Here is a 14579-nt window from a genome sequence, read left to right on the forward strand (position 1 = left end):
TACGCCTTCCAGCACCGCCACTACTGGGTGGACACCGTCCCGGCCGACGCGCCCGAGGAGGCGGCGGACCCCGCGGCTTCGCCGCTCCGCGACCGCCTCGCCGGGCTGTCCGGGGGCGAGCGGGCCCGGCTGGTCTCCGACATGGTGTCCGCCCACATCGGTGCCGTCCTCGGGCGCACCGATCCCGTTCCGCCGGACCGCCCGTTCACCGAGCTGGGTTTCGTCTCCCTGACCGCCGTCGAGCTGCGTAATCGTCTCCGCGCGGCCACCGGCCTGAAACTCCCCGCGACCGTGGTCTTCGACCACCCGACCCCCGCCGCGCTCGGTGCCTTCCTGCTCGCCGAGGCGCAGGGCGCCCGATCGGCGGATGACGCCCCGGCGCCCGTGGCGGCCGATGCCGGTGAGCCGATCGCCGTCGTCGCCATGGCCTGCCGCTTCCCGGCCGGCATCGCCTCCCCGGACGACCTGTGGCAGCTCCTCGACGGCGGCGGCGACGCGATCAGCGAGTTCCCGGCCGACCGCGGCTGGGACCTGGAGAGGCTGTACCACCCCGACCCCGACCACCCCGGCACGACCTACACCCGCCACGGCGGATTCCTCGCGGACGCCGCGTCGTTCGACGCCGGGTTCTTCGGGATCAGCCCGCGCGAGGCGCTGGCCATGGACCCGCAGCAGCGGCTGCTCCTCGAAACCGTCTGGGAAGCCTTCGAACGGGCCGGTATCGCGCCCGAGTCGCTGCGCGGCAGCAGGACCGGCGTGTTCGCCGGCACCAGCGGCCAGGACTATCCGCTGCTCGTGCGTGACGCCGCGGGCAGCACCGAGGGCTACACGCTGACCGGCAACGCGGCCAGCGTCATCTCCGGCCGGCTGGCCTACACCTTTGGCCTCGAAGGGCCCGCCGTCACGGTGGACACCGCGTGCTCCTCCTCGCTCGTCGCGCTGCACCTGGCGTGCCAGTCGCTGCGCAGCGGCGAGTCCTCGCTCGCGCTGGCCGGCGGGGTGACGGTGCTGTCCACGCCCGAGGCGTTCATCGCGTTCAGCCGCCAGCGGGGCCTGGCCCCCGACGGGCGGTGCAAGGCGTTCTCCGCCGCGGCCGACGGCACCGCGTGGAGCGAAGGCGTGGGCGTCGTCGTGCTGGAACGGCTCTCCGACGCCCGCCGCAACGGCCACCCCGTGCTGGCGCTGGTGCGCGGCACGGCCACCAATCAGGACGGTGCCAGCAACGGCCTCGCCGCGCCGAACGGTCCCTCCCAGCAGCGCGTCATCCGGCAGGCCCTGGCCAATGCCCGGCTGACCGCGGCCGACGTCGACGCGGTCGATGCCCACGGCACGGGCACGGCGCTGGGCGATCCGATCGAGGCGCAGGCGCTGCTGGCGACCTACGGCCGGGACCGCGACGCCACACGGCCGCTGTGGCTGGGCTCGGTCAAGTCGAACCTGGGGCACACCGCCGCCGCCGCGGGCATGGCCGGGGTGATCAAGATGGTGCTGGCGATGCGGCACGGGGTGCTGCCGCGCACGCTGCACGTGGACAAGCCGACGCCGCACGTCGACTGGGCGGGCGGCGGCGTCGAGCTGCTGACGAAGCCCACGGACTGGCCCGAGGCGGAACGGCCCAGGCGCGCGGGCGTGTCCGCGTTCGGCATCAGCGGCACCAACGCCCACGTCATCCTTGAACAGGCACCGCCCGCGGAGGAACATACGCGGGAACGGCCCCCGCCCCCGCCCTGGCCCGTGCCGTGGCTGCTCTCCGCGGGCTCGGAGGTGGCGCTGCGCGCCCAGGCACGTCGGCTGCGGGCCCACCTCGACGACCGGCCCGGTCTCGCCCCTTGGGACGTCGGGCACTCCCTGGCGCTGTCCCGCGGGGCCCTGCCGCACCGCGCGGCCGTCCTCGGGCGGGAGCGCGAGGAGCTTCTCACCGGGCTCGACGCGCTGGCCGCCGGCGGCGCCGCCGCCGGGCTGGTGCGGGACGTCGCGGCGGCCGGGCGCACCGGCCTGCTGTTCCCCGGGCAGGGCAGCCAGACGCCGGGCGCGGGGCGCGCGCTGCACGCCGCGTTCCCCGTGTTCGCGGACGCGCTGGACGAGATGTGCGGGCACCTCGACGGGCATCTTGAACGGCCGCTGCGCGACGTGCTGTTCGCCGAGGGCGGCTCGCCCGGCGCCGCGCTGCTCGACCAGACGGTCTACACGCAGGCCGGCCTGTTCGCGGTGGGCGTGGCGCTGTTCCGGCTCCTGGCCTCCTGGGGCGTCGAGGCCGACGCCGTCGCCGGGCACTCGCTGGGGGAGCTGACGGCGGCCTGCGTGGCCGGGGTCCTGTCGCCCGCGGACGCCGCCGCGCTCGTCGCGGCCCGCGGGCGGCTGATGCACGCGACACCGCCCGGCGCGATGCTGGCGGTGCGCGCCGCGGAGGCCGAGGTGCGCGCGCTGCTCGCCGGGTGCGAGGACGCGGTGGACGTCGCCGCGGTGAACGGGCCCGCCGCGACGGTGATCTCGGGGACGGAAGACGCGGTGGCCGCCATGGCCGATGACCTCGCCGCGCGCGGGCACCGGGCCAGGCGCCTGCGGGTCGGCCGCGCGTTCCACTCGCCGCTCATGGACGGCGTGCTGGACGACTTCGGGCGGATCGCGAAGGAGCTGACGTTCCGCCCGCCGCGGATCACCCTCGTCTCCAACGTGACCGGCGCGCCCGTCACCGACGAGGTGTGCTCCGCCGAGTACTGGGTGCGCCATGTGCGCAGGCCCGTGCGGTTCCTCGACGGCATCCGGGGCATGGCGGCCGCGGGCGTGACCACGTTCATCGAGGCGGGTCCTGGCGGCGGGCTCTCCTCGCTCGTGCAGGACGCCCTGGCGGGCGGGGGAGACCGGGCCGCGGTGCCGCTGCTGCGGCGCGGCCGGCCGGAGACCGACAGCGTCGTCGCGGCCCTGGCGCGGGCGCACGCCCGGGGCGTGCCCGTGGAGTGGCACGCGGTGTTCGCGCCCTGGGGCGGGCGGCGCGCCGAGCTGCCGACGTACGCGTTCCAGCGGGCACGCTACTGGCCCGGCGGCACCGTCAGGACCGCGCCGCCGCGTCAGGACGAAAGCCCCCCGCCCGCCGCCGAAAACGCCGACGCGCTGCGGCAGCGCCTCGCCGCCCTCCCGGGTACCGAGCGCACGGCGGCCCTGCGGGACGTGGTGGCCGCGCACGTCGCGGCCGTGCTGGGGCACCAGAACACCGAGGCGGTGGTCACCAGCCTCGGGCTGCCCGAGCTGGGCTTCGACTCGCTCGCGGCGGCCGAGCTGCGCGGCGCGCTGCACGCCGCGACCGGTCTGCCCCTCGCGGCCTCCGCCGTCTTCGAACACCCCACCCTGGATGCCCTCACCGCGCACCTGCTCGCCGGGCTCGACACCGCCGCCCCCGCCGCGCCACCGGTCGCGGGCGGGACCGGGGCCGGGCTCAGCGGGCTGGCGCTGCGGGCCGCGGGGCGCGGCAGGTTCGAAGAGTTCCAGCAACTGCTGACGGCCGCCGCCCAGTTCCGAGACGTCTTCACCGCCGAGTACGAGCCCGCGCCAGGCCCAGCGGCCGTCCGCCTCTCCCGCGGCCCGGCGGGCCCGGCGCTGTACTGCTTCCCTTCGTTCGCCGCCCGCTCGGGCGCTCACCAGTACGCCCGGCTGGCCGCCGCCCTGCGCGGCGAACGCGACCTGTGGGTGCTGCCCGCCCCCGGATTCGCGGGGGAGGAACGCCTGCCGGCCGACCTCGGCGCGCTGACGCGGGCACACGCGGACGAGGTCGAACGGCGCGCGGGCGGTGCACCGTTCGTACTCGCCGGCCACTCCGCCGGCGGCTGGATCGCCCACGCCGTCGCCGCCCGTCTTGAGAGCGGCGGCACCGCACCGCTCGCCGTGGTGCTGCTGGACAGCTACTGGCCCGGCAGCGCGACGCTGCCGCTGATCCAGGCCGAGATCGGGCGGCGGCTGCTGCGCGGCGGCAGCCGGGAGCGGCCCGCCGAGGAGCCGTGGGACGACACCTGCCTGACCGCGATGGGCGGCTACGCCCGGCTGTTCGCGGACTGGCGGCCCGAGCCCCTGGCCGCACCCGTGCTCCACATCCGGGCGGCGGACCCGCTGCCCGGTTTCCCCGACCAGGGCTGGCACGCCGCCTGGCCCCCCGCCCGGCGCAAGGACCCGGCGCCCGGTGACCACTTCACGCTGCTCGGCGAGCACTCCGCCACCACCGCGCGGGCCGTCCGCGACCTGCTCACCGGCCTCTCCCCGTCGGGGGAGCCGCGCCGGGACCCAACGGAAGGACACCGATGAGCATTGACCACGACCGCGAGCGGGAGGCCGCGGACCGGGCCCTCGTCGACGGGCACGCCCCCTACCACCGACGCGCGCTGGCGTTCTACGACCTGTTCGTCATGCACGGCAGCGCGCCCTGGTGCTGGCGGTGCCCGTCGCGCAACTTCCGGCAGCTGTACGACACCTGCATCGGCGCCCGGCACGCCGAGATCGGCGTCGGCACCGGATATCTGCTCGCCCGCTGCCGGTTCCCCGTGCCCGACCCGCACATCACGCTCGTCGACCTCAACCCTGCCACGCTCGACTACACGGCCGAGCGCCTGGCGGACTACCGGACCGAGCGGGTCCTGGCGAACGCGCTGGAGCCGCTGCCGCTGGCCGAGGGCACCTACGACTCGGCCGCCCTCAGCTTCCTCCTGCACTGCATCCCCGGCAGCCTGAAGGAGAAGGGCATCGCCCTCGCCCACGCCGCCCGGGTCGTGCGGCCCGGCGGCGTCGTGTTCGGCAGCACGGTCCTCGCCTCCGGGGTGCCGGTCTCCCGCGCCGGGCGCTTCCTCATGCGCGATCTCAACCGCAAGGGCATCTTCCACAACGACCGCGACTCGCTCGGCGACCTGCGCGACCAGCTGCACGCGCACTTCGAGCGGCACGAGCTGGTCGTCCGCGGATGCGTCGGCCTGTTCCGCGCCTGGACGCCCGCCTGAACGCCGCACGCCCGCACGGACCCGCACGCCCATCCCGTCCCCGTCCCGTCCACCACCCGAGGAAGGAATCCGCCCATGGGCAGCCACCGCTGGTATCCCATCGAGGAAGCCGACGACTCGTTCCTGACCACCGCCCCGCTGCGGCACGCGCGCTCCGTCGACGTTCCCTTCCCCGCCGAGGAGACCTGGGCGGCCCTCACCGGGGACGGCGTCTCCAGTTGGACGCGCGGCATGCGGAAACTCACCTGGACCTCCCCGCGCCCGTTCGGCGTCGGCACCACCAGGGAGATCCACATGAGCGGCAACTTCCTGCTCCGCGAGCGCTTCTACCGCTGGGACGAGGGGCACCGCAAGACGTTCACCGGGGTCGCCGGCACCCGCGCCATCTTCCGCAGGCTCGTCGAGGACTACGTGGTCGAGCCCACCGCCGACGGCTCCCGGTTCAGCTGGCGGTGGGCGGCGGAACTGCGCGGCCCGTGGCGCTGGTTCGGCTACCCGCTCGACCTGCTGATGTTCGCCCCGACCGGGCGTTCCCACATCGACGGGCTGCCCGGCTACCTGGCCGGTCCAGGGAGCCCGGGCCGCAAGCCGTCGGACGCCCGGCCGGAAGGACAGTGACATGTGCGGCATCACCGGCTGGATCTCGTTCGACCGCGACCTCACCCGCGAGGAGGCCGACCTCGCGGCCATGACCGCCACCATGGCCTGCCGCGGCCCCGACGCCGAAGGCAGCTGGCTCGCGCGGCACGCCGCGCTCGGCCACCGCAGGCTCGCCGTCATCGACCTGGCGGGCGGTGCCCAGCCCATGGCCGTCGACACCCCGGACGGACCCGTCGCCATGACCTACAGCGGCGAGGCGTACAACTTCACCGAGCTGCGCGACGAACTGCGCCGCAGAGGGCACGCGTTCCGCACCGCGAGCGACACCGAGGTCGTCCTGCGCGGCTACGTCGAGTGGGGCCCGGCCCTCGCCGACCGGCTGAACGGCATGTACGCCCTGGGCATCTGGGACGGCCGCACCGACCGGCTCGTGCTCATCCGCGACCGGCTCGGCATCAAACCGCTCTACTACCACCCGACGGAGGACGGCGTCCTGTTCGGGTCAGAAGCCAAGGCGATCCTGGCGCACCCCCTGGTCGAGCCCGTCATCGACACCGACGGCTTCCGCGAGCTGTTCGGCTTCGTCAAGACGCCGGGCGCCGCCGTGTGGTCGGGGATGCGCGAGGTGCGCCCCGGCACGGTGGTCACCGTCGACCGGGCGGGCCTGCGCGAACACGTCTACTGGAAACTGGCGGTGAGCGAGCACCGCGACGACACCGACACCACCGTCGCGCACATCGGGGAGCTGCTGGACGACATCGTCACCCGGCAGCTCGTCGCCGACGTCCCGCTGTGCGTGCTGCTCTCCGGTGGCCTCGACTCCAGCGCACTCACCGCCCTGGCCGCCAAGGCCATGCGCGAACGCGGCGAGCCCGCCCGCAGCTTCACCGTCGACTACGAGCAGCGCGGCGACTTCGCGCCGGACGAGCTGCGCGGCAGCCGCGACGCGCCGTTCGCGCGGGAGCTCGTCGCCCACGTCGGGACCCAGCACCACGACATCAGGCTCGACCACCGGGAGCTGGCCGACCCCTCGGTCCGCGCCGCCACCGTCACCGCCCGCGACCTGCCGTTCGGCTTCGGCGAGGCGGACAACTCGCTGTATCTGCTGTTCCGGGCGATCCGCGAGCACTCCACGGTCGCGCTGTCCGGCGAGTCGGCCGACGAAGTGTTCGGCGGCTACCCGTGGTTCCACCTGCCGGTGGTCCAGCAGGCGGCGATGTTCCCCTGGGTCACCGCCTCGGGGCTCGACCCGTCCGGCCACCCGACGAAGCTGATCCACCCCGACCTGCTGCTGTCCACCCTGGACATCCCCGGCTACTGGGCGCAGCGGTACGCGGAGGCGGTGGCCGAGGTCCCCGGGCCCGACGGGGAGGACCCGCACGAGCGCCGGATGCGCGAATTCTGCTACGTGCACCTGACGAGCCTGCTGGGCATGCTGCTCGACCGCAAGGACCGCATGAGCATGGCCGTCGGACTCGAAGTGCGGGTGCCGTTCTGCGACCACCGGCTCGTCGAGTACGTCTTCAACACCCCCTGGTCGATGAAGACGTTCGACGGCCGCGAGAAGAGCCTGCTGCGCGCGGCCGTGCGTGGGCTCCTGCCCGCCTCGGTCGCCGACCGGCGGAAGGCGCTGTACCCCACGACGCAGGACCCGCGGTACGTGACCGCGCTGCAACGGCAGGTCGCCGACCTGCTGTCGGCCGCCCATCCGGCGGCCGACTACTTCGACCGCGACGCGCTGCGCACGGCCGCCGCAGGGCCCCCCGAGGCGGTCCACCGCGACGCGCGCGAGGCGTTCGAGCGGGTGCTCGACATGGCGACCTGGCTGGACGTCCGCCGCCCCGTCATCAAGCTGTCCTGAGGAGAGCCGATCATGGTAGTCGACAACGACCTCTACAACGCGCCGGATTCCTGGTGGCGCGACGACCAGCCGTTCGCCACCCTCCAGGCGTTCACCCCGGCGCGGTTCGCCTACTTCCACAAGGTGCTGACCGAGACCCTGGAGCTCGACCTGGCGGACACCCCGGTACTGGACATCGGCTGCGGCGGCGGGCTGCTGGCCGAGGAGTTCAGCCGGGCTGGCTGCCGGGTCACCGGCATCGACCCGTCCCGCACCTCCCTCGCGGCGGCCGGGGAGCACGCCAAGGAGTCCGGCCTGGACATCGAGTACAAGCACGCCGTCGCCGAGCGGCTCCCGTTCCCCGACAACAGCTTCGACCTCGTCTACTGCTGCGACACCCTGGAACACGTCACCGACACCGACCAGGCCATCCGCGAGGTGGCCCGGGTGCTGCGGCCGGGCGGCTACTACCTGTACGACACGATCAACCGGACGTTCCGCTCCTGGATCGGGATGATCAAAATGGCCCAGGACTGGAAGTCCGTCAGCTGGGCCCCCCGCGACCTGCACGACTGGCGCAAGTTCATCAAGCCGGCGGAGCTGTGGGCGCTGTTCGCCGCGCACGGCCTGGACAACCGTGAGACCGTCGGATTCGCGCCCGACCGCGGCCCACGCGAGATCCTGCGCCTGGCGCGCAGCCGGGCCCGCGGGCGGATCACCTACGGCGAGCTCGGCCGGCAGCTGCGGATGGGCACGGCCAAGGACACGTCCGGCATCTACGCCGGCTACGCCCGCAACACCGAAGGGAAGACGCATGCCAAGCAGTGACGGCCGCGGGACCTGGGACATCCGGGTGCCGGTGCTCATCGCCGGCGGCGGGCCCTCGGGCCTGGCCGCGTCCCTGGCCCTGTCCCGCTACGGGGTGCGCCACCTGCTGGTGAACCGCCACCTCGGCACCGCCCACACGCCGCGGGCGCACCTGATCAACCAGCGCACCGGCGAGATCCTGCGCGACCTGGGCGTCGAGGACCGCGTCCTGGCCCGCGCGGTGCCCGGCGAGGCCATGGCCAACCACGTGTTCATGTCCACCTTCGCCGGGCCGGAGGTGGCCAGGATCGACGCCTACGGCAACGGTCCGGACCGGGTCGGGGCGTACCGGGCAGCCAGCCCAAGCCCGCTGTGCAACCTGCCCCAGCACCTGCTGGAACCGATCCTCGTGGCGGCCATCGAGGAGGCGTGTGTCGGAGAGCTGCGCTTCGGGCACGAGTTCGTCTCCCTGGAGCAGGACGAGCACGGCGTCACGGCGGTCATCACCGACCGGCTCTCCGGGCACGAGTACGTGGTGCGCGCCGACTACCTGATCGGCGCCGACGGGGCCCGCAGCCGCGTGCTCCGGCAGCTCGGGCTCGACCTGGAGGGGCACACCGGCGTCGCCCGGGCCGTCACCACCTGGTTCGAGGCCGACCTCTCCCGCTACGCCGCCCACCGGCCCGCCCTGCTGTACATGGGCGCGGTACCCGGCCACGATCCCGCGGACGGGCGGGTCTTCGTCAGCCTGCGGCCCTGGCACGAGTGGCTGCACCTCACCTTTCCCCCGCCCACGGGGAGGAGGTCGACGAGAACGACCACGAGGCCGTCCGCGCCGGCATCCGCGAAAGCATCGGCGACCCGTCCGTGGACATCACCATCAAGAACGTCTCGGCCTGGGAAGTCAACAGCGCGGTTGCGCCCCGCTACGCGCACGGACGCGTGTTCTGCGTCGGCGACGCCGTCCACCAGAACCCGCCGACCAACGGCCTGGGGCTCAACGCGGCCATCGCCGACTCGTTCAACCTCTGCTGGAAGCTCCGTCTCGTCCTCGACGGCCTCGCGGGACCCGGGCTGCTCGACACCTACGAGGCCGAACGGCAGCCCGTCGGGCGGCAGACCGTCGACCGTGCGTTCCGCAGCATGCTCGACCTCATGGGCATCCCGCAGGCGCTCGGCTTCGCCGACGGGCAGAGCGCCGAGGAGCAGTGGCACCTGCTGGAGACCCTGCACGACGAGACTCCGGAGGCGGAGAAGCGGCGCGCGGCCCTCGCCGCCGCCACCGCCGCGATCCACGGACAGGCCAACGCCCACGGCGTCGAACTCGGCTACCGCTACCGCACCGGCGCCACCGTTCCCGACCACACCCCCGAGCCCGTGCAGGACCGCGACCCCGAGCTGTACTACCGGGCGACCACGTGGCCGGGCGCACGGCTGCCGCACGCCTGGCTGGAGAACGGGCGGCGCCGCTGCTCGACGCTGGACGTGACCGGGCAGGGCCGGTTCGTGCTGCTCACCGGCCCCGGCGGCGAACGCTGGCACGAGGCGGCGCGCGAGGCCGCGCTGCTCACCGGCCTGCACGTCACGGTCCGCGGCATCGGCACCCGCGGCGGGCTGCGCGACCCGTACGGCACCTGGGCGGCCCTCCGGGAAGTCGAGGCGAGCGGCGCCGTCCTGGTCCGCCCCGACGGCCACGTCGCGTGGCGGGCCGCGGACAGCGGGCACGCCGGGGAACTGCCGCAGGTGATGGCCACCGTCCTGGCCACGCCCCCGCACCACCCCGGCGGCGAACCGCCGCCGACCGCACGCCCCGCGCCCTGAGCACGGCCGCGCGGCCGTGCCCGGCGCGGCCCGGCCGCGTCAGCGGGCGGCCGGGGGGCGCTGGAACTGCCAGATCAGCATGGCGGGCCTCCCCGTCTGGGCCGCCTCGGCGGCCTCGGGCGCCAGCGCAGCAAGCGACCACGGCCAAGCGTGCCAGGGCCCGGGCCCCGCGGGCTCCGGCGCCTCCTCCGCGGGCTCCGTCCGCACCACCGCGGGCAACAGCGGCTCCTCGCAACGCCGCACGTCAAGACCCGCGGCCAGGGCGGCGCGCAGGTAGTCGCCGGTCGCATGCCGGTAGCTGGCGATCCGGCCGCGCCGCCCGTCGGCGGTGCGCACCGAAGGGACCCGGCCGAGGGCCACCTGCTCCGGATGGATGTCGGAGATCACCAGCTGCCCACCGGGACGCAGCACCCTGGCGAACTCAGCGAACACCGGCCCCAGATCGGGCACGTGCTCCAGGGCGAGCCCGCACACGACCAGGTCCACGGCCGCGTCCTCCACCGGCATCCGGTCCAGATCGCCGTCCAGGAAGGTGCCCTCCGGCACCCGCAGCCGGGCCCGCCTGAGCATGTCGGGCGAGCTGTCCACGCCGAGAACCCGGTGGCCGCGGGCCGCCAGGGCCGCCGCGAACCGCCCGGTGCCGCAGGCCGCGTCCAGGGCGACACCGCTCGGCAGCGCGCCGACGATCTCCGTCACCAGGGGCTCGTCGTAGTCGAAGGCGGTATTGGGCACGTCGTCGTACGTCTCCGACCAGACCCGGTACCCCTCCACCGTCCCGACGCGCGCCACGTCCACGCCCGCGTCCACCAGCGACGCGTCGTCGAGCAGCGCCCTGATCTCCGCGAGGCGCTCCGCCACGAACGCGCGGTCGTGCTCCCCGGTGAACGAGCGCATCAGGGCCATGCCCTGGAGCCCCAGGGCATAGGCCAACGGGTCTTCGTGGATCACCTATCGAGGTTAACGAGGCACCTCCCACGGCCGCCACCGAATTGCGGGCCGGCCGTGAGGGGCCGCTCAGCCGCCGTCCGCGGCCGTGCGGGACAGGCTCCGGTCGGCCAGATACCGCAGGTACTCCTCGTAGTTCAGCGGGTTGCCGTCGAACCGTTCACGGCGCGGGGGAGTGCCCCGCACCGGCCGGTCCCGGCCCCCGCGGGACCACAGCGCGCCCTCGCCGTGCGTGAGCCCGGGCAGGGCCGCCGTCAGGTCCTGCACCAGCCGCGTCGGCACCTGGGCGCCGACCACCCACGACGCCCCGCGGCCGGTGGTCCCCGTCGTCTCCGCGCCGAGCGCGGCGAGGAAGCCCACGACACCGCCGAGCGTGTCCGGCGGAATCTCGATCTCCACCGACTGGCAGGGCTCGAACACCCGGGAACCGGCCGCCCGCAGGGCCCGCAGCAGGATCACCGGGGTCAGGCCGCGGAAGTCGGCCGCCACGCTGGCCGGCGCCAGGTAGCCGACGCGGAAGAGCGTCACCGTGCAGTCCGTCACCTCCCAGCCGTGCAGGCCCTGGTGCAGCGTGCGGAGCGCGGCCTCCTCGATCGCGCGGTGGAACGCGCGGGGCAGCGCGCCCCACTCCACCTGCCGCCGGAAGGCGACGCCCGAGCCGAACGGGGCCGGCTCGACCCGCAGCCCGACCGTGGCCCAGAACTCGTCGGTGCCCGGGCCGAGGTCCTGACTCGCCTCGCCCACCCCCACCGGCCGTTCCACGTACACCGGCCTGATCTTCTCGAAGACCGGGTCGATTCCGTGGCTGCGCCTGATCCGCTCCGCGATCACCTCCTGCTGCACCGCGCCGTAGAGCAGCACCGAGGTCGCGCCGTTGCCGGCCGGGCGCGTTCTGATCAGCGGGTCCTCGTCGGCGAGGTCGGCAAGGGCGGCGTGCAGCGCCGCCTCCTGCCCGGCCTGCCGGGGCCGGACCGCCGACTCAAGACCGGGCGGGGCGAAGTGGGCCCCGCCCTGGTCGTTCCCCTGCCCGTGCTCGCCGAGCCGGTCGCCGACCCGCACCCGGGACAGGCCCCTGAGCCTGCCGATACTGCCCGCGGCCAAGCGCCCGCCGCCCGCCTCCCGGCGGCCCGTCCCGGGCGCCGCGACGACGTCGAGCCGGGTCACCCGGCCGCTGAACTCGGTTGTCGCACCGCCCGGTTCGCGCCGCCGGAAGGTCAGCCGCTCGCGCTCGCGCACCTCGCCGGAGAACATGCGCACCAGGGCGACCTTTTCCCCGCCCCCGGCCCGTTCGACGGCGAAGACCGTCCCGCGGGCCGGCGCCTCCCGCCGGGCCGCGGGGCGCGGCAGGAACGCGGTGATGCCCGCCACCAGGTCGCCGACGCCCGTACCCGTCAGGGCCGAGCCGAACCAGACGGGATGCACAAGACCGGCCGCCGTCTGGGCGGCGAGCAGCCGGCGCACCTCCCCGGCCCGCGGCACGTCCCCCTCGACGAGCCCGGCCAGCACGGCGTCGTCGTGTTCTGCGAGCACCTCCGCGGCCTGCTCGCGGACGTCGCGCCGCTCCGGCGGGCGGGGCAGGGACCTGGCGGCGGCGGTGCCCGCGTGCCGTACCGCGCTCATCGGCACCAGGTGCGGGGCGAGTTTCTGCCGGATGTCGGCGAGCAGCCCCTCGGGCCGCGCACCCGCCCGGTCGATCTTGTTGACGAACAGGAGGGTCGGCAGCCGCAGGTTCCGCAGCGACCGCATCAGCACACGGGTCTGCGCCTGGACGCCCTCGACGGCCGACAGCACGAGCACCGCGCCGTCCAGCACGGCGAGCGCCCGTTCCACCTCCGCGATGAAGTCCGGGTGGCCGGGCGTGTCGACGAGGTTGACCTGGAGGTCGCCGACGCCGAACGCCGCGACCGCGGAACGGATGGTGATGCCGCGTTCGCGCTCCAGGTCCCCGGAGTCGGTCTGCGTGCTTCCGGTGTCGACGCTGCCGAGCGACGCGATGGCGCCGTGGTCGAACAGCAGCCGCTCGGTGAGGCTGGTCTTACCAGCGTCGACATGGGCGAGAATGCCAAGGTTCAAGGTTTTCGGGGGCACAGAGGTCCTCGGGAGTCAGGAAGGGGGAGTCCAGCAGCTCGACAACTCCGAGGTGACGCCGCATCTCGTTCCTCCCTGTTCTCCTGGCCCGCTCCCGGGGCCTTGACCGCGGCTGGGAAACCGCGAGGACGGACGATACCCGAGCCCGGCCCGCCGGGCACGGCAATAACGAGCCCGGCGTGCACGACGCGCGCGGGGCGCGCCGGCCGCACCGTGACACACACCGTTATCGCTCCGTTGCTGTACGTGATGGACGGATGTGGCGCGGACTTGCTTAAGTCGTCGTCATGCCTACGCAGATGAAGCCCCGCGTCCTCGCCGCCGCCGCAGCTCTCCTGCTCCTCGCCGCCCTGTCCCCGGCCACCACCGCGACCGCGGACACCGAGCCCGCCCCGCCCGCCCCGCTGCGCCGGGCCGCGGACCCCGTCCCCGGCCAGTACATCGTCACCGTCAGGGACGGCGCCGCCCCCGCGGCCGTGCTGCGGGACGCGGTCCCCGAGGTGGAGCCGCTGTTCACCTACACCGCGGCCCTCAACGGCTTCGCGGCCCGGCTGAGCGCGGAGCAACTGGCCGCCGTGCGGGCGCAGCCCGACGTCGAAGCCGTCGAGGAGGACGGCATGGCCTCCGGCGACGAGCCCGCCGCCGACCCCCTGGCCGCGGCGGCCAGTTGGGGGCTCGACCGCATCGACCAGCCCTACCTTCCGTTGAACCAGGAGTTCAACGTCGAGGGCACCGGCGCCGGCACCACCGTCTACGTGATCGACTCCGGTATCGACTTCGGGCACGCCGACTTCCAGGGCCGCGCCGTGCGCGGCTACGACTCGGTCGGCGACGGGCGCGACGGGGCCGACTGCGCCGGCCACGGCACGCACGTCGCGGGCACCGTCGGCGGCGCCACCTACGGGGTGGCGCGCGAGACGACGCTCGTCAGCGTCCGGGTCCTCGGCTGCGACAACAGGGGCGAGTGGTCACAGATCATCGCGGGCTTCGACTGGGTCGCCCAGCACGCCCAGCAGCCCGCCGTGGCGAACGCCTCCCTCGGCGGCGACCTGACCCAGAGCGTCAACGAGGCGGCCGACCGACTGGCCGACCGGGGCGTCCTGCCCGTGATCTCCGCGGGCAACGAGGGCGGGGACGCCTGCGACTACTCACCGGCGAGTGCCCGCGGGGCACTGACCGTCGGGGCGACGGACGCCGACGACCAGGAGACCGCGTTCAGCAACTTCGGCCCCTGCCTCGACCTGTATGCCCCCGGGCAGGCCATCATCTCCGCCAAGCTCGGCGGCGGCAGCACGGCGAAGAACGGCACTTCCATGTCCGCCCCCCACGTCAGCGGTGTCGCCGCGCTCCGCAAGGCGGCCGACCCGGACGCCACCCCCGAGCAGCTCACGGACTGGCTGATCGAGCAGTCGACGAAGGACGTCCTCGATGTCACCAAGACCTCCCCCGACCGCCTGCTGTCCACCGGTGGCCTGTGACCGGTCCCGCCCCCGGCCCAC

The 14579-nt window shown here is 74.6% G+C and carries 9 protein-coding genes and 1 pseudogene; 8 read left to right on the plus strand and 2 right to left on the minus strand.

What is annotated here, in order from left to right:
• From STBA_RS33530 to STBA_RS39580, 7 genes and pseudogenes are all read left to right on the plus strand, one after another.
• Positions 1–4293, plus strand: a 4293-nt coding sequence (locus STBA_RS33530) for a type I polyketide synthase (RefSeq protein ID WP_171987844.1), incomplete at its 5' end; no start/stop codon positions are given.
• Positions 4290–4979, plus strand: coding sequence for a class I SAM-dependent methyltransferase (locus tag STBA_RS33535; protein WP_077062760.1), 690 nt, complete (start codon positions 4290–4292; stop codon positions 4977–4979). The genes STBA_RS33530 and STBA_RS33535, both read left to right, overlap by 4 nt.
• 75 nt (positions 4980–5054) lie before the next feature.
• A complete protein-coding gene (locus tag STBA_RS33540) occupies positions 5055–5597 on the plus strand; it encodes an SRPBCC family protein (RefSeq protein WP_077062761.1) in 543 nt (180 codons plus the stop codon).
• Position 5598: 1 nt separating this feature from the next.
• Positions 5599–7440 (plus strand): asparagine synthase (glutamine-hydrolyzing), encoded by a 1842-nt coding sequence (gene asnB, locus STBA_RS33545; RefSeq protein WP_077062762.1) that lies wholly within the window; start codon positions 5599–5601, stop codon positions 7438–7440.
• A 12-nt stretch (positions 7441–7452) separates the two neighbouring features.
• Positions 7453–8247, plus strand: coding sequence for a bifunctional 2-polyprenyl-6-hydroxyphenol methylase/3-demethylubiquinol 3-O-methyltransferase UbiG (gene ubiG, locus STBA_RS33550; RefSeq protein WP_077062763.1), 795 nt, complete (start codon positions 7453–7455; stop codon positions 8245–8247).
• Positions 8234–9300, plus strand: a pseudogene (locus tag STBA_RS39575) (FAD-dependent monooxygenase); the annotation flags it as partial. The gene ubiG and the pseudogene STBA_RS39575, both read left to right, overlap by 14 nt.
• A gap of 81 nt (positions 9301–9381) precedes the next feature.
• A complete protein-coding gene (locus STBA_RS39580) occupies positions 9382–10047 on the plus strand; it encodes a hypothetical protein (protein ID WP_366510928.1) in 666 nt (221 codons plus the stop codon).
• Between the two features lie 39 nt (positions 10048–10086).
• Here STBA_RS39580 and STBA_RS33560 read toward each other — a convergent pair whose 3' ends face one another.
• Both STBA_RS33560 and STBA_RS33565 read right to left on the minus strand, forming a co-directional pair.
• Complete coding sequence (locus tag STBA_RS33560; RefSeq protein WP_077062764.1) at positions 10087–10995, minus strand: class I SAM-dependent methyltransferase; 909 nt, start codon at positions 10993–10995, stop codon at positions 10087–10089.
• Positions 10996–11061: 66 nt separating this feature from the next.
• Positions 11062–13080, minus strand: a complete 2019-nt coding sequence (locus STBA_RS33565; RefSeq protein ID WP_077062765.1) for a TetM/TetW/TetO/TetS family tetracycline resistance ribosomal protection protein — start codon at positions 13078–13080, stop codon at positions 11062–11064.
• Between the two features lie 287 nt (positions 13081–13367).
• Here STBA_RS33565 and STBA_RS33570 point away from each other — a divergent pair, with 287 nt between their 5' ends.
• Positions 13368–14558 (plus strand): S8 family peptidase, encoded by a 1191-nt coding sequence (locus STBA_RS33570; protein WP_253195174.1) that lies wholly within the window; start codon positions 13368–13370, stop codon positions 14556–14558.
• Positions 14559–14579 lie beyond the last annotated feature (21 nt).

Source organism: Streptomyces sp. MP131-18, from assembly GCF_001984575.1.
GTDB classification, from domain to species: domain Bacteria; phylum Actinomycetota; class Actinomycetes; order Streptomycetales; family Streptomycetaceae; genus Streptomyces; species Streptomyces johnsoniae.

Coding starts and splice junctions, on each gene's coding strand:
- STBA_RS33535 (WP_077062760.1), top strand. CDS start 4,290: ATGAGCATTGACCACGACCGCGAGCGGGAGGCCGCGGACCGGGCCCTC.
- STBA_RS33540 (WP_077062761.1), top strand. CDS start 5,055: ATGGGCAGCCACCGCTGGTATCCCATCGAGGAAGCCGACGACTCGTTC.
- asnB (WP_077062762.1), top strand. CDS start 5,599: ATGTGCGGCATCACCGGCTGGATCTCGTTCGACCGCGACCTCACCCGC.
- ubiG (WP_077062763.1), top strand. CDS start 7,453: ATGGTAGTCGACAACGACCTCTACAACGCGCCGGATTCCTGGTGGCGC.
- STBA_RS39580 (WP_366510928.1), top strand. CDS start 9,382: ATGGGCATCCCGCAGGCGCTCGGCTTCGCCGACGGGCAGAGCGCCGAG.
- STBA_RS33570 (WP_253195174.1), top strand. CDS start 13,368: ATGCCTACGCAGATGAAGCCCCGCGTCCTCGCCGCCGCCGCAGCTCTC.